21 protein-coding genes are annotated in these 24,240 nt (G+C 65.8%); 7 read left to right on the forward strand and 14 right to left on the reverse strand.

From position 1 onward, the window contains the following. Nucleotides 1-402: 402 nt before the first annotated feature. The 3 genes from ACQR1L_RS31585 to ACQR1L_RS31595 all read left to right on the forward strand — a co-directional run bounded on the left by ACQR1L_RS31585 (nt 403) and on the right by ACQR1L_RS31595 (nt 5,180). The gene (locus ACQR1L_RS31585) at nt 403-1,713 is read left to right on the forward strand and encodes a hemolysin family protein (protein ID WP_434861821.1); all 1,311 of its coding nucleotides are present in this window, start codon (nt 403-405) and stop codon (nt 1,711-1,713) included. Between the two features lie 416 nt (nt 1,714-2,129). After that, complete coding sequence (locus ACQR1L_RS31590) at nt 2,130-3,863, forward strand: ABC transporter permease (RefSeq protein ID WP_434861822.1); 1,734 nt, start codon at nt 2,130-2,132, stop codon at nt 3,861-3,863. A gap of 15 nt (nt 3,864-3,878) precedes the next feature. After that, on the forward strand, nt 3,879-5,180 hold the full coding sequence (locus ACQR1L_RS31595; RefSeq protein WP_434861823.1) for an ABC transporter ATP-binding protein: 1,302 nt from the start codon (nt 3,879-3,881) through the stop codon (nt 5,178-5,180). 232 nt (nt 5,181-5,412) lie between these two features. On the opposite strand, the gene ACQR1L_RS31600 is transcribed toward ACQR1L_RS31595, so the two are convergent. From ACQR1L_RS31600 to ACQR1L_RS31615, 4 genes are all read right to left on the reverse strand, one after another. After that, nucleotides 5,413-7,035: an FMN-binding glutamate synthase family protein gene (locus tag ACQR1L_RS31600; protein ID WP_434861824.1), complete on the reverse strand. Its 1,623-nt coding sequence runs from the start codon at nt 7,033-7,035 to the stop codon at nt 5,413-5,415. 267 nt (nt 7,036-7,302) lie between these two features. Continuing rightward, nucleotides 7,303-8,868, reverse strand: a complete 1,566-nt coding sequence (locus tag ACQR1L_RS31605; RefSeq protein WP_434861825.1) for an acyl-CoA synthetase — start codon at nt 8,866-8,868, stop codon at nt 7,303-7,305. A 205-nt stretch (nt 8,869-9,073) separates the two neighbouring features. Next, the gene (locus ACQR1L_RS31610) at nt 9,074-9,847 is read right to left on the reverse strand and encodes a ferredoxin--NADP reductase (RefSeq protein WP_434861826.1); all 774 of its coding nucleotides are present in this window, start codon (nt 9,845-9,847) and stop codon (nt 9,074-9,076) included. Then, entirely contained in the window at nt 9,844-10,008 is a 165-nt protein-coding gene (locus ACQR1L_RS31615) for a hypothetical protein (RefSeq protein ID WP_434861827.1), read from the reverse strand. The genes ACQR1L_RS31610 and ACQR1L_RS31615 overlap by 4 nt, the downstream gene beginning before the upstream one ends. Nucleotides 10,009-10,133: 125 nt before the next feature. On the opposite strand from ACQR1L_RS31615, the gene ACQR1L_RS31620 reads away from it, so the two are divergent. The 3 genes from ACQR1L_RS31620 (at nt 10,134) to ACQR1L_RS31630 (ending at nt 13,948) form a co-directional block, all read left to right on the forward strand. Then, nucleotides 10,134-11,117, forward strand: coding sequence for an ATP-grasp domain-containing protein (locus tag ACQR1L_RS31620; protein WP_434861828.1), 984 nt, complete (start codon nt 10,134-10,136; stop codon nt 11,115-11,117). A gap of 81 nt (nt 11,118-11,198) precedes the next feature. Further along, nucleotides 11,199-12,338 carry an FAD-dependent monooxygenase gene (locus ACQR1L_RS31625; RefSeq protein ID WP_434861829.1) on the forward strand — a complete coding sequence of 380 codons (1,140 nt, stop codon included), beginning with the start codon at nt 11,199-11,201 and terminating at the stop codon, nt 12,336-12,338. Next, nucleotides 12,335-13,948 (forward strand): benzoate-CoA ligase family protein, encoded by a 1,614-nt coding sequence (locus tag ACQR1L_RS31630; RefSeq protein ID WP_434861830.1) that lies wholly within the window; start codon nt 12,335-12,337, stop codon nt 13,946-13,948. The genes ACQR1L_RS31625 and ACQR1L_RS31630 overlap by 4 nt, the downstream gene beginning before the upstream one ends. A gap of 39 nt (nt 13,949-13,987) precedes the next feature. On the opposite strand, the gene ACQR1L_RS31635 is transcribed toward ACQR1L_RS31630, so the two are convergent. Both ACQR1L_RS31635 and maiA read right to left on the reverse strand, forming a co-directional pair. Beyond that, entirely contained in the window at nt 13,988-14,497 is a 510-nt protein-coding gene (locus ACQR1L_RS31635; RefSeq protein WP_434861831.1) for a MarR family winged helix-turn-helix transcriptional regulator, read from the reverse strand. After that, nucleotides 14,487-15,119: a maleylacetoacetate isomerase gene (gene maiA, locus ACQR1L_RS31640; RefSeq protein ID WP_434861889.1), complete on the reverse strand. Its 633-nt coding sequence runs from the start codon at nt 15,117-15,119 to the stop codon at nt 14,487-14,489. The genes ACQR1L_RS31635 and maiA overlap by 11 nt, the downstream gene beginning before the upstream one ends. A gap of 101 nt (nt 15,120-15,220) precedes the next feature. On the opposite strand from maiA, the gene gtdA reads away from it, so the two are divergent. Beyond that, nucleotides 15,221-16,258, forward strand: a complete 1,038-nt coding sequence (gtdA, locus tag ACQR1L_RS31645; protein ID WP_434861832.1) for a gentisate 1,2-dioxygenase — start codon at nt 15,221-15,223, stop codon at nt 16,256-16,258. Nucleotides 16,259-16,263: 5 nt separating this feature from the next. Here the strand turns inward: gtdA and ACQR1L_RS31650 are convergent, their stop codons facing one another. The 8 genes from ACQR1L_RS31650 to ACQR1L_RS31685 form a co-directional block, all read right to left on the reverse strand. After that, entirely contained in the window at nt 16,264-17,094 is an 831-nt protein-coding gene (locus ACQR1L_RS31650; protein WP_434861833.1) for an ABC transporter permease, read from the reverse strand. After that, the gene (locus tag ACQR1L_RS31655) at nt 17,087-17,860 is read right to left on the reverse strand and encodes an ABC transporter ATP-binding protein (protein WP_434861834.1); all 774 of its coding nucleotides are present in this window, start codon (nt 17,858-17,860) and stop codon (nt 17,087-17,089) included. Before ACQR1L_RS31655 ends, ACQR1L_RS31650 begins: the two co-directional genes overlap by 8 nt. Nucleotides 17,861-17,897: 37 nt before the next feature. After that, nucleotides 17,898-18,899, reverse strand: a complete 1,002-nt coding sequence (locus tag ACQR1L_RS31660; RefSeq protein WP_434861835.1) for an ABC transporter substrate-binding protein — start codon at nt 18,897-18,899, stop codon at nt 17,898-17,900. A gap of 108 nt (nt 18,900-19,007) precedes the next feature. Continuing rightward, nucleotides 19,008-19,175: a hypothetical protein gene (locus ACQR1L_RS31665; RefSeq protein WP_434861836.1), complete on the reverse strand. Its 168-nt coding sequence runs from the start codon at nt 19,173-19,175 to the stop codon at nt 19,008-19,010. A 301-nt stretch (nt 19,176-19,476) separates the two neighbouring features. After that, nucleotides 19,477-20,169, reverse strand: a complete 693-nt coding sequence (locus tag ACQR1L_RS31670) for an alpha/beta hydrolase family protein (protein ID WP_434861890.1) — start codon at nt 20,167-20,169, stop codon at nt 19,477-19,479. Between the two features lie 89 nt (nt 20,170-20,258). Next, nucleotides 20,259-22,274, reverse strand: a complete 2,016-nt coding sequence (locus tag ACQR1L_RS31675; RefSeq protein ID WP_434861891.1) for a methyl-accepting chemotaxis protein — start codon at nt 22,272-22,274, stop codon at nt 20,259-20,261. A 35-nt stretch (nt 22,275-22,309) separates the two neighbouring features. Then, complete coding sequence (locus tag ACQR1L_RS31680) at nt 22,310-23,290, reverse strand: TRAP transporter substrate-binding protein (RefSeq protein WP_434861837.1); 981 nt, start codon at nt 23,288-23,290, stop codon at nt 22,310-22,312. A gap of 241 nt (nt 23,291-23,531) precedes the next feature. After that, nucleotides 23,532-24,176, reverse strand: coding sequence for a nucleoside-diphosphate sugar epimerase (locus ACQR1L_RS31685; protein ID WP_434861838.1), 645 nt, complete (start codon nt 24,174-24,176; stop codon nt 23,532-23,534). Nucleotides 24,177-24,240: the final 64 nt, after the last annotated feature.

The following is a 24,240-nucleotide window of genomic DNA, read 5'->3' on the forward strand; positions in this document are numbered from 1 at the left end:
AAACATTGACCCTATGCCCAACACAGCTCATCCATACAATCCGCCTTGCTTGACAGAGCGGCGACCTGGGTAGTTACCGCTGCGCTCGCAATGACGAGGTGGAGCCAGCGACGCCTCGTCAAAGGCGGTGGCGTCCCGGCCTTGAGCCGGGACCGATACCGCGGACGCTATCGAGGAAACGCCGTCGCCAATTGCCTGGCTCATCCAGGCTGGTGGCTATGGGTCCCGGCTCGAGGCCGGGACGACGGCGGAGGGCTGAGCTCCGGCGGGTGCGCCAAACTGAGCCGCCGCCTGCGCGCATCCCTCCATGCACCTACCGCAACGCAGCAATGGGCGGCTGCCATCCCCATATGCTAGGACCTGTGTCCATTCCCGCCCATCCGGGCGCCACATCAGGTCGCAATGCTTTCCGCCGAACTCGCCATCATCGTCGTCCTCATCGTCGTCAACGGGCTGTTGTCGATGTCGGAGCTCGCCATCGTGTCATCGCGGCCCGCCCGGCTGGCGCTGCTGGCCGAGAAAGGCGTGTCCGGCGCTCGCCGGGCGCTGACGCTGGCCTCCGATCCCGGCCGCTTCCTGTCGACGGTGCAGATCGGCATCACCCTGGTCGGCGTGCTCTCCGGCGCCTTCTCCGGCGCCACGCTCGGCCAGCGCCTGACCCAGACGCTGCTGGAGCTCGGGATGAGCGCCTCGATCGCCGACATCGTCGGCGTTGGTCTCGTGGTCAGCATCATCACCTATGCGACCCTGATCGTCGGCGAGCTGGTACCGAAACAGCTCGCGCTGCGCGATCCCGAAGCGATCGCCGTGCGCGTCGCGCCGGCCATGCAAGTGCTCGCGAAAGTATCGCTGCCCTTGGTCGTGCTGCTGGACGTCTCCGGCAAGCTGATCCTGGCGCTGCTCGGCCGCTCCGGGGACGCAGAGGAGAAAGTGTCGGAAGAAGAGATCCACCATCTCGTGCGCGAGGCCGAGACTGCGGGGGTGCTCGAGCCGGGCGAGAAGGAAATGATAGCCGGCGTGATGCGGCTCGGCGACCGCCCGGTCGGCGCGATCATGACGCCGCGGCCCGAGGTGGACGTGGTCGATCTCAACGACGATCCCAAGGTGATCCGGGAGCTGCTCGCCAAGAGCCCGCATTCGCGCCTGCCGGTGTCGGACGGCGAGCGCGACCGTCCGATCGGCGTGCTGCAGGCGAAGGATCTGCTGGTCGCCTATCTGCGCGACGAGACGCCGGACCTGCGCAGCCTGGTGCGCGAGGTGCCTATCATTCCGTCGACGGTCGACGCCCGCGACGTGATTGCGATCCTCAAAGTGGCGCCCGTGCATATGGGTCTGGTGCACGACGAATACGGCGCGTTCGAAGGCGTCGTGACCGCGGCCGACATTCTGGAATCGATCGTCGGCGCCTTCTCGTCCGAGGAAGGCCCGCCCGAGCCCGCCTGCGTCCGCCGCGACGACGGCTCGCTGCTGGTGTCGGGCTGGATGCCGCTCGACGAGTTCGCCGACGTGCTCGCCATCGAAGTCCCGCCGCATCGCGGCTACCACACCGTCGCCGGTCTCGTGCTGCAGCATTTCGGCAGCGTGCCCGAGGTCGGCCAGAGTTTCGAGCTGCAAGGCTGGCGCTTCGAAATCGTCGACCTCGACGGCCGCCGCATCGATAAGATCCTGGCCACGAAGCTCGCGCCCGAGGGCGGCGAGCCGAACGTAGGGTAGTTGAAGCGCAAGCTGTCGCGGCACCGACGGTGCGCCCCCTCTCCCGCGTGCGGGGGAGGGCCGGAGTGGGGCAGCCCCCGCGGCAGTCTTTCCGGAGCATTCCCCCACCCGTATCGCATCTGGCGATGCGATACGACCTCCCCCGCAAGCGGGGGAGGCGCTGACCGTCGTTGCGGCTTGCGACGAAGGCCCACACGCACGTTGTCGCGGGAACGTGAAGACCCGCGCGGCGTATCCTTTGATAGGCCGGTCACGGAGCCGGGGATCACCGGCCCCCGCCGCTTGAAATCAAACCATCACACAGCGCACCTAGGGTGCCGCTTCGCCCGGCCGCAGCGTCGGCGCGAGCCACCCCGAGCGCCACGACCGAAGACGTCTGCAGCCACTGTCTGCGGCCGACGAGACGAGACACGCCGATGCAGCTCCACGACATCAGGACGGCCGTGCTGCGCGAGGCCGTGCGCCCCAACATCTGGGACGTGGTCGCGCTGATCATCGTGGTCGGGGCGATGGTTCTGATCGTCTATGGCGGCGAGCAGACCACGCTGCCGCTGTCGGCGCTCGACACCGCCCCGGTGTCGCTCGATCCGGCCAACCTGCCGCTCTACGCGCTGCGCACGACGTTGCGCATGCTGCTCGCGATCATCTGCTCGCTCGTCTTCACCTTCGTCTATGCGGCGCTCGCGGCCAAGAGCCGCCGCGCCGAGATCGTGCTGATCCCGCTGCTCGACATCCTGCAGTCGGTGCCGATCCTCGGCTTCCTGACCTTCACGGTCGTGTTCTTCATGAACCTGTTCCCGGGCAAGGTGCTCGGCGCCGAGCTCGCCTGCGTGTTCGCGATCTTCACCAGCCAGGCCTGGAACATGACCTTCAGCATGTACCAGTCGATGCGCAACGTGCCGAAAGATCTCGAGGAGGCGACGCGCAGCTTCCACCTCTCCGGCTGGCAGCGCTTCTGGCGGCTCGACGTGCCCTATGCGATGCCCGGCCTGATCTGGAATGCGATGATGTCGATGTCCGGCGGCTGGTTCTTCGTCGTCGCGTCCGAGGCGATCACCGTCGGCAACACCACCGTCACCCTGCCCGGCATCGGCTCCTATGTCGCGCTCGCGATCCAGCACAAGGATCTCGCCGCGATCGGCGCCGCGCTGCTGACCATGCTGCTGGTGATCACCGCCTATGACCAGTTGCTGTTTCGCCCGATCGTCGCCTGGGCCGACAAATTCCGCTTCGAGCAGACGGCGTCAGGTAATCCGCCTGGTTCATGGATGCTCGACCTGTTCCGCCGCACCCGCGCGCTGCGCTCGCTGTCGATCCCGTTCGCGGCGATCAACCGCACGTTCTCCAACCTGCGGATCAACTGGCCGAAAGCCTGGAGCGGTCCGGCGCGCCATGCGCCGCCGTCGCAGCTCGTCGACGGGCTGTGGCTCGCCGCGGTCGTTCTCGGCTGCGCCTATGCCGGCTGGAAAACCTATCTCTATCTGTCGGCCACCCTGGCGCCGGCGGATGTCTTCGCCGCGATCGGCTACGGCCTGATCACGCTGGTCCGTGTCGCCGTGCTGATCGCGCTGGCCTCGCTGATCTGGGTCCCCGTTGGCGTCTGGATCGGGCTGCGGCCGAAGTTGGCCGAGCGCATCCAGCCGCTGGCGCAATTCCTCGCGGCCTTCCCGGCCAACCTCGCCTTCCCCGTCTTCGTCGTGCTGATCGTGCGCTACGGCCTCGACGCCAATGTCTGGCTGAGCCCGCTGATGATCCTGGGGACGCAGTGGTACATCCTGTTCAACGTCATCGCCGGCGCCAGCGCCTTCCCGAGCGACCTGCGCGAAGCCGCCGCAAGCCTGCATCTCACCGGCTGGCGCTGGTGGTTCAAGGTCGTGCTGCCCGGCGTCTTCCCCTATTACATCACCGGCGCGATCACCGCGTCCGGCGGCTCCTGGAACGCTGCGATCGTGGCCGAGGTCGCGAGCTGGGGCGACACGCATCTCACCGCGTCAGGTCTTGGCGCCTATATCGCTGGGGCGACCGAGCGCGGCGATTTCCCGCGCGTCGTGCTCGGCATTGCCGTGATGTGCATTCTCGTCACTCTGTTCAACCGGCTGCTGTGGCGGCCGCTCTATGCCTTCGGCGAACGCCGGCTGCGGCTCGGCTGACCGGGAGAGATCATCATGCGCGACCAGGTCAAGGACAGCTCGCTGATCGAGATCAAGAGCGTCAGCCGGACGTTCCCGAAGGGCAGCGGCGAGGATCTCGTCGTGCTCGAGAAGGTCGACCTCACCATCCGCGCCGGCGAGATCGTCGGCCTGCTCGGCCGCTCCGGCTCAGGCAAGTCGACCTTGCTGCGGATCATCGCGGGCCTGGTGTCGCCCTCGTCAGGCGAGGCGAAGTGCCGCGGCGAGATCATCGCCGGCCCCCCGCGCGGCGTCGCCATGGTGTTCCAGTCGTTCGCACTGTTTCCCTGGCTGACGGTGCTGCAGAACGTCGAGCTCGGCCTGGAAGCGCTCGGCATCGACAGCGCCGAGCGGCGCAAGCGTGCGCTGGCGGCGATCGACCTGATCGGTCTCGACGGCTTCGAATCCGCGTTTCCGAAGGAGCTGTCCGGCGGCATGCGCCAGCGCGTCGGCTTCGCCCGCGCGCTTGTGGTGCATCCCGACCTCTTGCTGATGGACGAGCCATTCTCGGCCCTCGACGTGCTGACCGCGGAGACCTTGCGCACCGACCTCGTCGATCTCTGGACCGACGGACGGCTGCCGATCAAATCGGTGCTGATGGTGACGCACAATATCGAGGAGGCGGTGCTGATGTGCGACCGCGTGCTGGTGTTCTCGTCCAATCCGGGCCGCGTCGCCGCCGAGTTCAGGATCGACTTAGCCCATCCGCGCAACCGGCTCGATCCGGCGTTTCGCCAGCTCGTCGACAGCCTTTATGCGCGCATGACGCAGCGGCCCGAACCGAAGCTGCCGAGCACCGCGAGCGCCGGGGTCGGCATGGTGCTGAGCCACGTCTCCTCGAACTCGATCTCCGGCCTGATCGAGGCGCTCGCCGGCGCGCCGTACAAGGGGCACGCCGATCTGCCGGTGCTCGCGGGTCATCTGCAGCTCGAAGTCGACGAGATCTTCCCCTTGGCCGAGGCGCTGCAACTGCTACGCTTCGCCCATCTCAGCGAAGGCGACCTGACCCTGACCGACGCCGGCCGGCGCTTCGCCGACCTCGAGACCGACGACCGCAAGAAGCTGTTCGCCGCGCATCTGATGGAGAACGTGCCGCTGATGGGCTTGATCCGCCGCGTGCTCGATGACCGCCCCTCGCACGCCGCGCCCGCTGCGCGATTCCGCATCGAGCTCGAGGACTACATGTCCGAGCAATATGCCGACGAGACCCTGCAGACCATCGTCTCCTGGGGCCGCTACGCCGAGCTGTTCTCCTACGACGAGCAGTCGGAAACGTTCAGCCTGGAAAATCCGCATTGAGGCGCTGACCGCCTGCCCCACCCCCCGCCGTCGTCCCGGGCAAGCCCGCTGACGCAACGCGTCAGTGGGCGCCGACCCGGGACCCATACCGCGTGATCTCGCTCGAGGCACGCGGCCAGTTGAACCTTCGTGCCACGAACCAGACCCTGTGGTTATGGATCCCCGCCTGCGCGGGGATGACACCGAGGGTGGGGACGCTGAGTTCCGTCTCAGTTAAAACGGCGGAACTATCTCACGCCGCCGCGAACGTGTCCGGCCGGGCCATCGCCCAGGCATCCTTGAAGCGGATATCCTGCGTACCTTCAATCAATTCGCCCGGCCGCAGCGACGGATAGAGTTTTGCAAACGACGAGACCTCCGTCGTTGACGTCCGCTGCGAGAAGTGGATCGGCCGCAGGTCCTGCGGATGCTCCAACCCGGCCGCCGCGAGCAGCTCGGCGAGCGCGTGCAGCGTCGCGTGGTGATAGTTGTAGACACGCTGGATCTTGTCCGGCACGACCAGCGCGCGGGCGCGCGTGGGATCCTGCGTCGCGACGCCAGTCGGGCATTTGTCGGTGTGGCAGCTCAGGGACTGGATGCAGCCAAGCGCGAACATGAAGCCGCGCGCGGAATTGCACCAGTCAGCCCCGATCGACATCGCCCGCGCCATGTCGAAGGCAGTCGCGATCTTGCCGGAGGCGCCGATCTTGACGCGATCGCGGATGTTCATCCCGACCAGCGCATTGTGAACGAAGTTGACGCCCTCGCGCATCGGCATGCCCAGGTGGTCCATGAACTCCAGCGGTGCGGCCCCGGTGCCGCCCTCATTGCCGTCGACCACGATGAAGTCGGGATAGATGCCAGTTTCCAGCATCGCCTTGCAGATCGCCAGAAACTCCCAGGGATGGCCGATGCACAGCTTGAAGCCCGCCGGCTTGCCGCCCGACAGCCGCCGCATCTCGCCGATGAACTGCATCATGCCGATCGGCGTCGAGAACGCGCGATGCGCCGGCGGCGAGATGCAGTCCTCGCCCATCGCGACGCCGCGGATCTTCGAGATCTCTTCCGACACTTTCGCCGCCGGCAGCACGCCGCCATGACCGGGCTTGGCGCCCTGGCTCACCTTGAGCTCGACCATCTTGATCTGCTCGGTCGCAGCAACGCGGGCGAACGCGTCAGGATCGAAGCTGCCGTCGCGGTGCCGGCAGCCGAAATAGCCGGAGCCGATCTCCCAGATGATGTCGCCGCCCATTTCGGCGTGGTACGGGCTGAAGCCGCCTTCGCCGGTGTCGTGGGCAAAGCCACCGCGCTTGGCGCCGGCGTTCAGCGCCCGGACCGCGTTGGGGCTCAGTGCGCCGAAGCTCATGGCGGAGATGTTGAACACCGAGGCCGAGTACGGCCTGGTGCAATCCGGCCCGCCGATCTCTATCCGGAATTTCTCCTCCGCATGCGGCTTGGGCGACACCGAATGGTGCATCCACTCATAGCCCTCGCGGTAGACGTCCTCCTGGGTGCCGAACGGGCGCTTGTCGAGCACCATCTTGGCGCGCTGATAGACCACCGCGCGGGTGTCGCGCGAGAACGGCATGCCGTCCTTCTCGCTCTCGAAGAAATACTGCCGCATCTCCGGCCGGATCTCTTCGAGGATGAAGCGCAGATGCGCCGAAATCGGATAGTTGCGGAGGACGGCGTGGCTGCTCTGCAGCAAGTCGCGGATACCGAGCGCGGTCAGCGCCCCGAAGATCAGCAACGGAATGAGAACGAGATCGAAGATCTTGCGATCGTAGATCCCGAGGATGAGCAGCAGAGCGGTCGCCGAGGCGCAGATCGTCAGCACGATGTAGCGCGGCGAGAACGGAAGCAGCAGCGTATCCATGGAGGGCCCCGGGCGGATCGTGGACAATCGGCGATGACCATACTACGCGCATCGCGAAACAATCGTTACACAAGCGCGCGCGATTGACTATCCGAGGTTTCACGTCGTCGATAGCCTGGGGCTATCGACCGGGATGTCACGGTGTCGATGGAGCGAGTGCGCGACCGCGAAGGCCCGATCCTGGTGGATCGACCGGCCGCCCCGATCTGTCCGGAAGAGTAGCAGACCTGTCCGGAAGAGTAATTGACCAGGCGGCCCCGCCGTGCCTTACCCTTCAGAAAACAGGCTGGAATGCGCTTCGCGCAACTGTCGCTTGAGCAGCTTGCCGCTGGGGTTCTTCGGCAGTGCATCGACGAACACCACGCGCTTCGGCGTCTTGAACGAGGCCAGCCGGCTGGAGGCCTGCTTGAGCAGCGCCTCCTCGGTCAGCTCGCAGCCGGACTTCACGACGACCATCGCCACCACGGCCTCGACCCAGCGCGGATGCGGCAGGCCGACCACGGCGACCTCCGACACCTCCGGAATCTGGTACAGCGCCTCCTCGACCTCGCGGCTGGCGACGTTCTCGCCGCCGGTCTTGATCATGTCCTTCTTGCGGTCGACGATGGTGATGTAGCCTTCGTCGTCGATGGTCGCGAGATCGCCGGAGTGAAACCAGCCGCCCTGGAAGGCAGCAGTGGTGCGCTCGTCATCGTGGAAGTAGCCAAGCATCAGATGTGGCGAGCGGTGCACAACCTCGCCGACCTCGCCCGGGGCGACATCGTTCATGTCATCATCGACCACGCGGGTCTCGACGTTCAGCACGGCGCGTCCGCACGAGCCCGGCTTGCGCAATTGATCCTCAGGCCCGAGCATCGTCGCCAGCGGCGCGATCTCGGTCTGCCCGTAGAGATTCCACAGCCGCACCTTCGGCAGCCGCTGCGCCAGCTCGCGCAGCACCTCGACCGGCATGATCGAAGCGCCGTAATAGCCCTTGCACAGGGTCGAGACATCCGTGGTCTCGAACAGCGGCGAACGCAGGATCGAGATCCACACCGTCGGCGGCGCGAAGAACGAGCTGATGCGATGCTTCGCGATCAGCGGCAGCAGATTGTCGGGTGTCGGAAACGCCGTGATGATGTTGGTGGCCCCGACGTAGATTGAGGGACCGAAGAACACGTCGAGCTGCGCGCAGTGATACAGCGGCAGCGCATGCAGCGTGACATCGTCGGCCGCGATGCCGGCATCCACGATGCAGCTCACATACTGCCAGATGACCGCGTCGTGGGTCAGCATCGCGCCTTTCGGCAGCGACTCCGTGCCAGATGTGTAGACGATCTGCGCGACATCGCTGCCCGCGATCTCGACAATCGGGGCGGCCGACGTAGACGATGCCAGCTCAGCAAAATCGATCATGTCGGCTTGCCGTTCGCTGGGCGCTTCCGACGGCAGCCAGATCATCTGCTCGACCGCCGGCGCCAGCGCCTTGGCAGCGCGCGCCACGCCGGCAAAGCCGCTGTCGGTGGCCAGCAGCCGCGCGCCGGCATGCTTGAGGATGTAGGCGACCTCCTCCGGCTTCAGCATGAAATTGATCGGCACCAGCACCGCCCCGAGCCGCGCCAGCGCGAAGCGCAGGGCGGCGAAGGCATGCGAATTGCGGGCGAGGATGGCGACGCGCTCGCCCTTTCCGACGCCACGGCTCGCCAGGCCCGCGGCAAGGCGATCGACCACCGCATTGAACTCGGCATAGGTCCAGCTGGTCTCGCCGCAGATGACCGCCGTCTTGCCCGGCGTACGCGCCGCGCTCCGCCGCAGGAGGTCACCGAGCGTCTGCCGCCGAACGATCGAATCCATGGCCATTCCCCTCATCGTCGCGGGGATGGCGCCGTCCAGGCATCCATGTCCCCTCCCTGTCGCCGGACGTCTGCAGGTCCGGTCCTGGCGTCGAAAATCGCACGGCCGCTTCGCGACGTGCAAGGAGGATATTGCCAACGAAAAGAGCGCCCCGATTGCGTCGAGGCGCTCTTTGGAATTTGTCGGAAACGGCGGCGCGAGAGGCTCAGCGCTCGACGAAGGCCTTCTCGATCACGAAATGGCCGGGCTCGTTGCCGCTGCCTTCGAGGAAGCCGCGCGACTCGAACATGGTCTTGAGCTCTTCCAGCATCGCCGGGCTGCCGCACATCATGACGCGGTCCTTGGCGATATCCAGGGCATGCTGGCCGAGATCGTTGAACAGCTGCTCCGAGGAGATCAGGTCGGTGATGCGGCCGCGGTTGCGGAAGGGCTCGCGGGTGACGGTCGGATAGTAGTGCAGCTTGCCTTCCAGCAGCTCGCCGAACACCTCGTCCTCGCGCAGCTTGGCAACCACACTTTCGCCATAAGCCAGCTCGGCCACCTGGCGGCAGCCATGCACCAGCACGATGCTCTCGAAGCGATCGTAGACGTCGGGGTCCTTGATCAGGCTGGCGAACGGGGCGAGACCGGTGCCGGTCGACAGCAGCAGCAGCCGGCTGCCGGGCAGCAGGTTGTCGGGGATCAGCGTGCCCGTCGCCTTGCGGCCGACCAGGATGGTGTCGCCTTCCTTGATCTTCTGCAGCCGGGAGGTCAGCGGACCGTCCTGCACCTTGATGCTGAAGAACTCGAGCTCCTCCTCGTGATTGGCGCTCGCCATGCTGTAGGCGCGCAACAGGGGGCGGCCCTCGACCTCGAGGCCGATCATCGCGAACTGGCCATTCTGGAAGCGGAAGCCCGCGTCACGGGTCGCCCGGAAGGAGAACAACGTGTCCGTCCAGTGGTGAACGGAAAGAACTTTCTCTTTATAGAACGCGCTCATGTCGTTTGTTTTTTCACGTGGGCTGAAGTTGGAAGAAACAAGTCGTAACGAGGCAGACCCGCAAAAACCCTATAGATCCAGCGGTTTTCGGCGCCTGATGTACGTGAAAACAGCGAATAATCAACCCGCATGACTGCACCATTGATCACGATCAAACGCATGCCGGCCCGTCCCGGATTGCCTCGATCAGCCATTCATTCGTACACAAACGATATGCGCAATTTACTTGCCGGGATTGTGACTTTCCAGCACTTTAATTCCGCATCTCCGGCCCAATCCTTGAGCAATGATTAACCATCCCCACCGCCAGCGCGCCGCCGTCACCCGCTATTGCAAGGAGCGGAGGATCGCGCTCGACGTCCGGGAGGACGGCTGGCTGCTGGTGCTCGGGAACGGCCGCGAACGTCACCTGATCTTCGGCTATGACCTCGGCCTGAACAGTGCGGTGGCGCACAGAATTGCGTGCGACAAGGCCGCCACGTCCGCCCTGCTGACGACCTCGGGGGTTCCCGCCGTCCCGCACGCGCTGTTCCTCGCACCGACGGTGACCGGCGTCAGCGCGCCGGCCTGGACAACGATGCTGGAACTGATCGAAACGCATCCCACCGGCCTCGTCGTCAAGCCGAACGAGGGGACGTCGGGCCGCGCCGTGACGCGCGTCCGTACCTCGGCCGAGCTCAAGGATGCGCTCACTCAGATCTTCGAGACCGGCGCCAGCGCGGCGATTGCACCGCTGCTGGAGATCGCCGACGAAGTCCGCGTCATCATGCTCGATGGCGCGCCGCTGATCGTCTATCGCAAGCTGCGGCCCGTCGTGACCGGCGACGGACTTCATTCGCTGCGCGACCTTGCGCTCCAGGCGGTGCCAGTCGAACAGCAATCACGCCTGCTGCGGCGTCTGGCGGTGGAGTTCGACGCATCGACGCTGCAAGCGATCATCCCGCAAGGCGAGCAGCGCCTGCTGAGCTGGCGACACAACCTCGAATTCGGAGCCCAGCCGGTGCTGCTGACCGAAGGCCCGCTGCGCGAGACCTGCACGGCACTGGCGCGCGATGCCGCGCGCGCCCTCGACATCCGCTATGCCTCGGTCGATGTGGTCATGGCCGACGGGCAATGGCAGGTGCTCGAAATCAATTCGGGCGTGAAGATGGAAGCGCTCGGCGACTACGCGCCCGAGTTGGTCGAAGAGGCAACCTTCGCCGCACTCGACGCGATCTTCGGATGCCGCCCCTCAGGATCGGCAGCCGGTTCGCCCGAGATCCCGCAATAAGATTTCTCTAGCGTCGATGAGAATGACGGATTAGTCTCCGACCCAAAATAAACAGTATACTGTCAATTTGGGAGAGCGTCCTTGCGTATCGCCGTGCTCGGCGGCGGCCCTGGCGGGCTGTATTTCGCCTATCTCTGGAAGAAGCGGCATCCCACCGCCGTGGTCGATCTGTTCGAGCAGAACCCGGCCGGCGCGACCTGGGGCTTCGGCGTCGTGTTCTCCGACCAGGCCCTGGAATTCCTGCGCGCGGACGATCCCGACACCGTCGACGCGATCGCACCGCAGATGGAGAGCTGGCGCAACATCACGCTCAACCTGCGCGGCGAGAGCGTCGAGATCGACGGCGTCGGCTTCTCCGCGATCGGCCGGCTCGAGCTGCTGAAACTGTTGCAGTCGCGCGCCGAAAGCGTCGGCGTCGTCGCCCGCTACGGCACGACCATCCAGTCGCTGGATCAGCTCGCCGGCTACGATCTCATCGTCGCGGCGGATGGGCTGAATTCGCTGGTCCGGCGCAGCTTCGAGGGCGATTTCGGCTTCTCGGTCTCCTACTCCAGCAACAAATTCGCCTGGTACGGAACGTCAAAGACCTTCCCGACGCTGTCGCAGACCTTCGTCGCCACGGAGCGCGGCACCTTCAACGCGCATCACTACCGCTACGCGCCCGACATGAGCACGTTCCTGGTCGAGTGCGATCGCGCGACCTGGCACGCCTACGGCTTCGCCGAGATGTCGGTCGACGAATCCCGGCGCATCTGCGAGCAGGTGTTTGCCGACACGCTGGGTGGCCATTCCCTGGTCTCCAACCGCTCGGTGTGGCGCAACTTTCCATGGGTGTGGAACGAGCATTGGTGGCACCGGAACATGGTGCTGATCGGTGACGCGCTGCATACGGCGCATTTCTCGATCGGCTCGGGCACGCGGCTTGCGATCGAAGATGCGATCGCGCTGGCCAAGGCGCTCGACGCGGAAGCCAACCTCTCCGACGGACTTGCTCGCTATCAGGCTGAGCGTCAGCCGATCGTGAAGAAGCTGGTGACGGCCGCCCGCACCAGCGCCGACTGGTATGAGAAGTTCCCGGCGCACATGCAGGCGGATCTGATGGATTTTGCCTACAGCTACATCACGCGCTCGGGCCGCATCGACGACAGCAGGCTGCGCGCAATGGCGCCTCAGTTCATGGCGCGCTACGAGGCCTCTCGCAATGTGGGAGCGCCGGCATGACGACTGACATGACCGATCAGGTCCCGCACGACAGCGCCGGCGCCCGCGAAATCGGCTTCGCGATTCCCGAGCGCTATAACGCGAGCCGCATCCTGTTCGACAACCTCGCGCGCGGCAACGCGAACAAGCCCGCACTGATCGGTCCCGCGGGCGGACGCAGCTATGCCGAACTGTGCAGCGACGCCTGCCGCTGGGGCAACGGCTTTGCGTCGCTTGGCCTCACCCGCGGCGACCGCGTGCTGCTGTTCCTCGACGACACGCCGGCCTATCCGGCCGCGTTCTTCGGCGCGGTGCGCGCGGGCTTCGTGCCGCTGCTGATCAACACGCTGACCCCGCCGGACCTGCTGCAGTTCTATCTCGCGGACTCCGGCGCCAAGGTAGCCGTCGCGGACGCCGAGTTCGCCGGGCGGTTCGATGCGCAGGCCTGCGCGGCCACGGCGTTGCAGACACTGATCGTGGTCAATGGCGAGCCGACGGCGACGTCGGCAGCCTCGACGGTCCCGGCCGATCGCTGGCTCCCGGGCTTTCCCGATCAGCTCGCGGAGGTGGACACCCACCGCAACGAGATGGCGTTCTGGATGTACTCGTCCGGCTCGACCGGCCGCCCCAAGGGCATCGTTCATCTGCAGCACGACATGGCCTATAGCGAGCAGGCCTTCGCGAAGAACGTGCTGCGCCTGAAGTCCGACGACATCTGCTTCTCGGTGCCGAAGATCTTCTTCGCCTATGGCTTCGGCAATGCGATCACCTTCCCGTTCTCGGTCGGCGCCTCTACCTTGCTGCTGCCGGGCCAGCCAAAGCCGGCCGCGATCTTCGACGCGATCAGCCGCTTCCGTCCGACCGTGTTCTTCGGCCTGCCGACGCTCTACACCGCACTGACGAAGGCCGACGGCGCCGGGCAGACCGATTTCTCGTCCCTGCGCCTCGCGGTGTCCGCGGCCGAGGTGTTGTCGTCGGAGGTGTTCAACGGCTGGAAGAGCCTTACGGGCCTCGAGATCGTCGAAGGCCTCGGCTCGACCGAGGTGCTGCACGTCTATCTCTCCAATCGCGAGGACCGGAAGAAGCTCGGCGCCGCCGGCCTGCGCGTGCCCGGCTACGAAATCGCGCTGCGCGACAGTGACGGACGCGAGGTCGCAACCGGCGAGGAAGGCATCCTCTGGGTCCGTGGCGACTCCAACACGCCGTTGTACTGGAACAGGCCCGACAAGACCGCGGAGACGATCCGCGATGGCGGCTGGATCTACACCGGCGACCGCTTCGTCCGCGACGCCGAGGGTTTCCATTTCTTCCGCGGCCGCGCCGACGATCTGGTCAAGATCTCCGGACAATGGGTCTATCCGCTGGAGGTCGAGCTCTGCCTCGCCGAACATCCGGACATCAGGGAATGCGCGGTGTTCGCCCATGAGCTGCCGGATCGGCGGATGAGCCTGAAGGCGGTGGTCGTGACCAACGGCGAAGCCCGCGACGCGCAGGCGACGACCAAGGCGTTGCAGGACTACGTCAAGACGAAGCTGCTGCCGTACAAATATCCGCGCGAGATCGTGTTCATCGACGAACTGCCCAAGACCGGCACCGGCAAGATCGACCGTCAGGCGGTGATGCGGCTATGAATGCGTCGCGTCCGCACGGCGCTCGATGGCACCTCGCGCTCAGCCGGCTTTGCCGAGATGCTCCAACGCATCCTCGGCGCGCAGCGGCACGCGCGAAACCTCATTGTTGAGGTCGACGAGTTGCGACAGCAACAGCATCAGCATTTTGCGGTCAGCCGGCTTCAGCGGCGCCAGCATGCGCGCCTGCGCGCGGTCGACCGATGGCATGATGGCGCGCAGCAGCGCCGCTCCGGCCTTGGTCAGATAGAGCAGCTTGACGCGCTTGTCCTCCAGCGACGGCTTGCGCTCGATATGGCCCTTGGCCTCCAGCCGCTCGATGACGCTGCCGAGCGTCGACCGATCGAACGCGATCACGGCCGACAGGCGGGTGGCGTCGATGCCGGGATGAGTCTGGATCGCGACCAGCGCCGCATATTGCACCGGCGTCAGATCGAACTCCCGGCACTCTTCGACGAAGATGGACACCGCGATCTGCTGCATGCGCCGGAACAGATAGCCGGGCTTGGTGTAGACCGCGTCCATCGTGATGTCGGGCGGTCTACTCGGCATCGGGCTGACGCTCCGGCGCGGCATCCGCAAACGCCGGCATCGCCTTGGCTGCCGCCTCGGCCTGCAGCAGGCGCGGGAACGCTGCGACGTCGACGCCGAAACGCCGCGCATTGCCCAGCTGCGGCACCAGGCAGAGATCGGCAAGAGTCGGCGTGGCGCCGAAGCAGAACGGGCCCGGCTCATGCTTGACCAGCGCCTCACAGGCCGCGAGCCCCTCACGGTTGGCCCAGCCGGCCCAGGCCGTGACCTTGTCCTCGGGCAGGCCGAGCTCGCGCAGACGCGCCAGCACCTTCAGGTTCTGGACCGGGTGGGTGTCGCAGGCGAGCACCTGCGCAAAGGCACGGACCTGCGCCCGGCGCAGGGGATCGCTGGGCAGCAGCGGCGGCTCCGGATGGAGCTCGTCGAGCCACTCGATGATCGCGAGCGACTGGATCAGAACGATGCCGCCGTCATCCTCAAGAGCCGGCACGAGTCCCTGAGGATTGATGGCGAGAAAAGCGGGCGCGCGCTGCTCGCCCTTGCGGAGATGGTGCGGCAGGTGCTCAGCCGTGAGCCCCTTGAGATTCAGTGCGATCCTGACGCGATAGGACGCGCTGCTGCGAAAATAGCCGTGCAGCTTCATCATGACACTCCTCCCGAATTGTCGCCTTGATTGAGTTTGACGGTAGTCAAATTGGCAGTATACTGTCAATCAACAATGACACATGCTCACGGGAGACGCTCATGGCCGCGGTTTCGACGCCGGAACGCGAGGCGTTCTACAAGAAGATCGACGGCGAGAACATGACGGCGCTGTGGACCGTGATGAGCGATCTCATCACGCCCGAACCGAAGAGCGCCTGCCGGCCGCACCTCTGGCAATTCGCCGCAATTCGCGACTACATGATCGAGGCCGGACGCCTGATCACCGCCAAGGAGGCCGAGCGTCGCGTGCTGATCCTGGAGAACCCGGGTTTGCGCGGACAGTCGAAGGTGACGACCTCGCTCTATGCCGGCATCCAGATGGTCATCCCCGGCGACGTCGCGCCGGCCCACCGCCACAGCCAGTCGGCACTGCGCTTCGTGCTGGAAGGCAAGGGCGCGTTCACGACCGTCGACGGCGAGCGCACCTTGATGGAGCCGGGCGACTTCATCATCACGCCGTCGATGACCTGGCACGACCACGGCAACGAAACCTCGGAGCCGATGTTCTGGCTCGACGGCCTCGACATTCCTCTGGTGCAGTTCCTCGACGCCTCGTTCGCACAAGGCGCCCAGGAGGATCAGCAGAAGGTCGCGCGTCCCGCGGGCGACAGCTTTGCGCGCTACGGGCACAATCTGCTGCCGGTGGACGCCAAGCGCAAATCGCGGACCTCGCCGATCTTCAACTATCCCTACGCCTACACGCGTGAAGCGCTGGAAAATGCCAAGCGCAGCGAGGAATGGGACGCGTGTCATGGGCTGAAGCTGAAGTTCTCCAACCCGGAGACCGGCGACTTCGCGATGCCGACCATCGGCACCTTCATCCAGCTGCTGCCGAAGTCTTTCAAGACGGCGCGCTATCGCTCGACGGATGCCACCGTCTTCACGGCGATCGAGGGCAGGGGCCGCAGCCGCATCGGTGACCAGACCTTCGAATGGGGACCGCGCGATCTGTTCGTCGTGCCGAGCTGGCAATGGGTCAGCCACGAGGCGGACGAGGATGCCGTACTGTTCTCATTCTCCGACCGGCCCGTGCAGGAGAAGCTCGATCTGTTCCGCGAGGATCGCGGCAACGCCTGAGGCGCTCAGCGCCAGTGCAGCAGGCGCGCCTCGAGCAAGCTGATCAACTTGCCGACGGCGAGGCCGAACAGCGACAGGATGAGAATCCCCGCCATCAGCTGATCGGTCTGCATCAGATTGCCGGCCTGCAGCACGAAGGTGCCGATGCCAGTCTCGGCGCCGATCATCTCCGCCGAGACCACCAGCATCAGCGCCACCGATGCGGTGATGCGAAAGCCCGCCAGGATCGACGGCAGCGCACCGGGCCAGATCACCTTGCGCACGATGGTCGGGAACGGCACGTCGAAGCTCTGCGCCATCCGGATCAGATTGCGCGGCACCGCATCGACGCCGCTATAGACCGAGATTGTGGTCGAGAAGAAAACGCCGAGCGCGATGGTCGCGATCTTCGGCTGCTCGCCAATGCCGAGCCAGAGGATCAAGAGCGGCAGCACGGCGATCTTCGGGATCGGGAACAGCGCCGACACGAAGGTGATTCCGATGCTGCGCGCGATTCGCCACAGGCCAATGGCAAAGCCAATGACGATGCCGGAGGCCGTGCCGAGCGCCCACCCCGTCACGATGCGCACGAACGACGCCGAGACGTGCTGCCACAGGGCGCCACTCTCGGCGAGACGGACCAGCGCGCGCAGGATCGTCAGCGGCGTCGGCAGGAACAACGGATTGACCAGCGCCAGACTGCCGACCGCCTGCCAGACGCCAAGCGCCGCGGCGAGCGCCAGCCACCCGGCCCAGCGGCTCGCGGCCGGCGTGAAGCCGCCGCCGCGAAACGGGACCTTGCGGGTCGGTTGCGTGCCGACGATCTCGGACCGGTCTGCCGGGGAGCGCTCAAGCATTCTGAACCTCGCGCTCGGCGTCGATCGCCTCGGTCCTGATGAGCGCCCACAATTCGTTCTGCAGCTCCAGCAATTGCGCGCGCGTCGCGGCATCGCCGCGGCTCTGCCGCGTCGCCGGGACGCTCACCACCTTGCGGATCCGGCCAGGGCGTCGTGACAGCACGACGATGCGATCGGCGAGCCGCACGGCCTCTTCGAGGTTATGGGTCACGTAGACCGCGCCCATGGCTCCGTCGGCCAGGAGATCGACGAAGTCCTCCATCAGGAGCTCGCGTGTCTGCGAATCCAGCGCGGACAACGGCTCGTCCATCAGCAGGATCGCCGGACGAACCGCCAGTGCCCTGGCGATGCCGACGCGCTGACGCATGCCACCCGACAACTGCTTGGGATAGACATGGCGAAAGTCGACAAGGCCCGTGCGCCGCAGCGCATCGTCGACGGCAGCAGCGCGCTGGGCTGCCGAGAGCGGCGTATGCAGCAGCGGGAAAGCGACATTGTCTTCGACGCTGGCCCAGGGCAGCAGGGCGAAATCCTGGAACACGAAGGTCAGGGGATTGAGGCTGCCGGCTGGCGCAGCGCCACGCAGTTTCGCCTCCCCTCGGGTGGGCTGCAGCAGGCCGCCGAGAATCGAAAGCAGCGTGCTCTTGCCGCAGCCGGAAGGGCCCACGATGGCGACGACTTCGCCGGCTCCGACCGTGAAGGAGACGTCCTCAAGCACTTCGAGCGCATCGAAGCGATGACTGATGGCGTCGGCGATCAGGTCCATCTCGGTGATCCCGCGGTTGTGCTCTCTCCCCCTCCCATCAGTCCGGCTTGACGAACTCCTTCGCGATGATCGCGGCTGCATCGTAGCCCTGATCAGCGAACCCCTGCCCTTGCAGCCACTTGATCTGGCTATCGATGTTCTTCACGTCGAGCTTGCCGTCGGGGTCGATATAGGCGCAATTGCCGACCACCTGCTCGACCGGAAGGTTGGTGTATTTGCCGATGATTTCGAGCAGCGGCCTGGTCTTCTCGTCGATCGCGGCATTGCCGTCCTTCACGGTGGACAGCACGACATCATGATACTCGCGCTCGGCGCGCTGCAGCGAGGCCAGCAGTTTGCCGACAAGCGCCGCATTGGCCAGCGTCTTCGGTCCGGCGAACACGCCGCTGACCTGCCACGGCGTCTCGTCGCCGACCCAGCCGAGATGCTTCACCGCTCCCTCTTCCATCAGCTTGCGCGCGACGGACACCGGCATCAGCGCCGCATCCACCGTCTCGCCCTTGATGGCGGCGGCCATGTTGGACATCGACTGCAACGGCACGATCTTCACATCGGACAGCTTGAAGCCATACTTCTCGGCGAGCAGTCCCACCGAGTAGTGGAAGCTCGACCCGACCTGCGTCATGGCCACGCGCTTGCCGGCGATGTCCTTCGGCGTCTTGAGACCGGCGTCGTAAGCCTTGTTGCTGGCGAAGTAGCCGATCAGCGGATAGCCCGGTCGGTCGCGGCTCATGCCGGAAATGATCTTGAGGGCGCCTTTGCCGGCGAGATTGTAGAGACCCGCGGTGAACGCGGTCACCCCGACATCGACATCGCCGGTGGCTGTCGCCACGGCGATCGGTTGCGCTGCATCGAAGAACTTCAGCTCGACGTCCAGCCCGGCGTCACGGAAGTAGCCCTTGTCGAGCGCGATGAACACGGGCGCTGACGACGACAGCCGGAGAACGCCGATCCGGAGCTTCGCGTCGTCGGCCAGCGCGGCGCTGATCGATACGAGGCTGCAGAGCAGCCCCAGGACGAAGCCGAGGTATCGGAACATCAAACTCTCCAAGATCGGGCGACCTGCGCACCAAGCCCAACGATGACGCCGACTTGTTGCAATATTTCAGGCCTGATGTCGCGCCAAATCTTGCGGAAGAGCCGTTCCCTACAGCCCGGGCGCCTTGGTCGCGACCGAAAATTCGCCTTCGAAGCGGCCGGCTTCGCTCTCCGCTCGGCAGTTTAGTCCGGAGAGAGCACCAGACGGCTGCGTCGCGCGGCACGCCCCCTTGGCGGCGAGCTTGCGAATGTCGCCTTCGGCCTTGAAGATGATCATATCGACCGGGTAGGCGCGCCGTCGCGTCCGTCCGCGGGGCGGCCTCGCCAGGGCTCGAGAAGGTGATGATCGCGCCGTCCAGCGTCACGAAGTAATAGCCGGTCCGGCCGTCATCATAGCGCGTATTGAGCAGGACGCCTTTGCAGTCAGAGGTCCGGTCTTTTGCCGCGACCGTCAGTTTCTTGCACGCGCCATGTGAGGTCTCGATGCCCTTCAAGCCATCCTCGGCACGAACCGACATCGCTGGAATGTTCTTTTTTTGTTCTCCTTTAGTTTTTCTTCGTGGCCGCCATTCAGCGCGTCAGTCGCGGCGCCCCCCGAGCGCATCGAGCCACGTCGCGAACGCCTGTGTCAGCTCGACCATCACGTCCCGGTCATTCCGTCCGGAGCGCGCCGGCACGTGAAAGGCGTGATCCGCCTGATCGATCACATGCAAGGTCGCAATCGGCCCAAGCCCCCTCACGACAGGTTCGAGCAGGGGCATCTCCGCCAGCTTGTCGCGCGTGCCCTGCAGAAACAGCATCGGGATGTCGACGCCGCCGAGGTGATCGGCGCGGGCGATGGACGGTTTGCCGGCCGGATGGAGCGGGAAGCCGAGGAAGGCGAGACCCACCACCTTCGGCAGCGGCTCCACCGATTGCGCCTGCGAGGACATCCGCGCGCCGAAGGATTTGCCGCCGGCAATCAGCGGCAGACCCGGGCAGAGCCGTGCCGCCTCGGCGACTGCAGCGCGAACGGCGGCGTGGGCGACCGCCGGCGGGTCGGGCCGCCTGCTGCCGTTCTCCATGTAGGGGAACTGAAAACGCAACGTAGCGATGCCGTGCGCGGCGAGGCCATCGGCTGCCTGCGCCATGAAGGCGTGGGTCATGCCGGCCCCGGCTCCGTGCGCGAAGACGAAACAGGCGCGCGGCGCTTGTGGAGCGAGGAAAAGCGCGGAGACCGCGCTGTCGCCGTCGACCGCGAGACTGAGAGAGCGCAACTGCGGAGCGATCATCGGATCATGCTTGCCGTCGCGCTCCGCAATCGTCAACTCCCGTAGCAGGACCGGCACATCGGCCTGCCAACGTCATCGTTCGTCGGCGCTCAGGCCGCCGTGCGGATCGTCTGCAGGAAGTCCGCGACATTGCTCCGCAGCGACTCCGCCTGCTGCTGCAACGCTGCGGCTGCCGTCAGCGCGGCTTCCGCGCCCGCATCGGTCTGCCCGGCCACGGTGCGCACGTCGCCGATCTCCTGCGTGACCGCCGCGGTGCCGCTGGCCGCCTGCTCGACATTGCGGGCGATCTCGCTGGTCGCGGCGCCCTGCTGCTCGACCGCGGCGGCGATCGCGTTGGAGATTTCGGCGATCTCGCGCACGGTGCTCCCGAACTGCGCGATCGCGCCGACTGTCTCCTCGGTCGCACCCTGAATGGTCGCGATCTGGCTGGAGATCTGCTCGGTCGCCTGCGCCGTCTGCGAGGCGAGATTTTTGACCTCGCTCGCAACGATCGCAAAGCCCCGGCCTGCTTCGCCGGCACGGGCCGCCTCGATGGTCGCGTTGAGCGCGAGCAGGTTGGTCTGGCTGGCGATCGCCTGGATGAGCTGTACGATGGTGCCGATGCGCTCCGCCGCGCTCGAGAGCCCGTTGATCAGTTCGGACGTCCGCTGCGTCTCATGCGTTGCCCGCGTCGAGACGGTTACCGAACGCTGCACCTGTCCGGAAATCTCGCGGATCGAAGCCGCGAGTTCCTGCGTCGCCGACGCCACGGTCTGCACGTTCACCGAGGCCTGCTCGGCCCGATTGGCGACAGCTTCCGCGAGACCGCGGCCGCGCTCGGCGATCTGCGCAAGCTCTCTCGCACTCTGCCCCATGTCGGAGGCGCGCCCGCCGACACCGGTGATCACGCCCTGCATGCCCTGTTCGAACCGCCCGGCGAGATCGGCCATCATGCGGGCGCGCTCGGCCTCCGTGGCCTCACGTTGCGAGGCAGCCTCCTGCTCCATGCGGCGAACGGCCAGCGCATTGTCGCGGAAGATCTCCACCGCACGCGCCATCCGTCCGATCTCGTCACGGCGCTCGCCGCCGGGGATCGGCTGCTCCAATTCGCCGGCTGCCAGCGACTGCATGCGATCGGTCATGCTGCGGATCGGCGAGGAGACGCTGGCGCCGATCAGCCACGCCAGGATTGCTCCGAGCACGACCGCGCCGGTGGCCGTGACGATCACCGTCTGCCGCGTTTCGGCAACGGCCACGCCGGTCTTCGCGCCCTGTTCGGCGCGAGCCGCGCCGAGCTGTCGATTGATCCGTCCCACCTGCTCGTCGATCGCCGCGCTCGCCTTGACGAGCTCGGCCTGTTTGGCGCGCAAGTCAGCGGTGACCTTGATGACGTCTTCGAGCGCCGCTGCGTCGGCAGTCACCGCCTCCTTGAGGGCAGCAATCAGGCCCTTCAGCTTGGCGTCATCGACGCCCGCGAGCTCAGCTTCGGAATCGGCGAGCGCAAGCTTCACATAGACGAAGGTGAGCCGTGCGTCCTCGGCATCGTTGGCAGATTGTGAGTTGGTGTAGCGCATGACCGCCACGCGCGCCGCATCCACCGTGCTGGCGAGACGCAACGGATTGAGCAGCGGCTCGCGACCCGCGCGATTGGCGAGGGCGACTTGGATGCCTCCGACATTGACTCCCGCGACGGCGCCAAGCGCCTCGGTCTTGTTTGTTGCGACGCGCAGGCGGTCAACCGCCTCGGCGGCGGCGCCAAACGATGAACGATAGGCGGCGAGCGCGCTCCTGACCGAGCCGACACCATCGGCGATCACCTTCAGCTTGCCCGACTGCTTCTCGACCTCGTCTGCAAGTCCGCCGACGGCATCAATCGCCTTGCCCGCTGCATCCTTGTCACCTACGCTCCAGGTGCGGATGAACTTCTCCACCGCGCCATTGGCCGTGAGCAACGCCGCGCGCACCTGCGACATGCCGGCATCGCCTGCGGCGCTGGCCACGAGATCATCCACGGTGCCGCCGATGCGTCCGACCTGACTCATGGCGAAGCCGCCGAGCAGCACGAGAAAGCTCAGGATCAGCGCAAAGCCGCCGAAAATCCGCGGGCGGACGCCGATCCACGACATCATCGAAGAGAGATTCATGGAGTTTCCTGGCTCGTTCACGGCGTGGACCTGATGGTGGCGAGCAGATCCTTGCCGAAGCGCTTCTCGAATTCGGGGTCGAGCGGCTTGACCGCATCGACGAAGGTCTTGCGATCGAAGGTCTCGATCACATCCATGCCGCCCTTGCGCAGGTCGGCGAGCTTCTCGGCGTCGAGCTGCGCCTGCCACGTCACTTCTGCGGCGGCCTTGGCGGCCGTGATCAGCGCGTCGCGCTCGCTCGCATCGAGCTGTTCGAACGTCGCGCGATTGGCGACGAATGCGATCGGCGCGAAGAAATGGCCGGTCAGAGTGAGGTACTTCTGAACTTCCTCGAACCGGTTGGCGGCGATGGTCGCGACCGGATTCTCCTGACCGTCGAGGCGACCGTCCTTGAGCGCGGCATAGACCAATGGAAAGTCCATCGGCAGAACTTCGGCGCCCATCGCCTTGAAGGTCATCTGATAGACCGGATTGGGGATGACGCGGATCTTCAGCCCCTTGACGTCGTCGACGGTCCGCACCGGGCGCTTCGAGTTGGTCAGGTTGCGGAAGCCCTGTTTGCCCAGAGCGAGCAATACCAGCCCCTTGTCGGCGAATTTCGTTCCGATCGCGGTTGCCACGGGGCCCGTGGCGACGGCCTTGGCGTGGGCGGTGTCGCGAAACAGGAAGGGAATGTCGAACACGCCAAGCTCGGGGACGACTGCGCTGGCGATGCCGCCGGAGACGACGGCGATGTCCACGGCTCCGGTGCGGGTCGCCGCCAGGACGGCCGCCTCGCTGCCGAACGAATTGCCGGCGCGTTCGTCGATGACCAGCTTCTTGCCCGCCAGCGCCTGAAGCTTGGTCCGGAACTCGTCCGACCCGATCTGCTGCGGGTTCTGCGGCTGTGAGTTGAAGACCAGCGAGACCATGCGGGGCGAGGCCGCCGCTGGATGCGGGCCGAGCAATGCCGCTGTCATCAGTCCCGCAACAAAAACATCTCGAAGCTGTCTGCGCATGAGATCCCGAGCTCGTTGTTCTCACCGCAGTGGTAGCAGGCAGATATGGTTAAGGTGTTAAAAGCGAGCACGAGCTAATCTTCAACTCACGGAATATCATAGGTTAATCAACCGGATCTGCTTACTCGGCGAACCAGCACTGCTCGACCGCCGTCTCCGTAAAACTACGGCCAGGGCCACGACCCTCGAATTTCTGATAAATGGAAACGACAATTCGGGTCCGCAAGGTGGCGCGGCCTGATTATCTACGCATCGCGCCAGATGGAAGAACCGTGGTGCCGGCAGCGCTAGGCACCGTGGACAAGAGCGCCTGCGCAACGTCGGCGGCAGGGATCGGCTTGTAGTTCGGCGGAATGAGAAAGCCGATGAGCTGGTTCAGCCTGTTGCCCCATTCCTCGCCCGGCCTCGCCGGCTGTCCCAGTTCCGCCCGCGCGCCGACCAGCAGCGATGGCCGTGCGATTACGAGCCCCGTGAACGGCAGTGCAGCCAGATCGTTTTCGAGCTCGCCCTTCACCCGACTGTAGAAGACGCGCGACTTGGCGTCGGCACCCATCGCGCTGACGAGGCCGACGCGTTTGACGCCGCTCGCGAGCGCGGCCTTGGCGACGGCGAGGTTGGCGTCGTGATCGACGGCACGAAAGGCGGCCTGGCTGCCGGCGACCTTGATGGTCGTGCCGAGCGCCAGATACAGCTCATCGGCAGCAGACAAAGGCGGCAGCGCGGCGAAGTCGACGACATGGGCTGTCAGCTTCGGTGAAATCACCGGAGGCGCGCGGCGGCCTAAGACGTGGACATGATCCACTGCGGGATCAGCGAGCAGGCCGCGCAAAAGCTCGCGGCCGACGAGGCCGGTAGCCCCGGCAATGATCGCGGTGCGTTTCGCCATCCCCTGCCCTCAGACAACGCTCGCCGGAGGAGATAAGCATAGCCAGGCCGATACGGAAGGCGCC

The organism is Bradyrhizobium sp. HKCCYLR20261 (assembly GCF_051168435.1).
GTDB lineage: Bacteria > Pseudomonadota > Alphaproteobacteria > Rhizobiales > Xanthobacteraceae > Bradyrhizobium.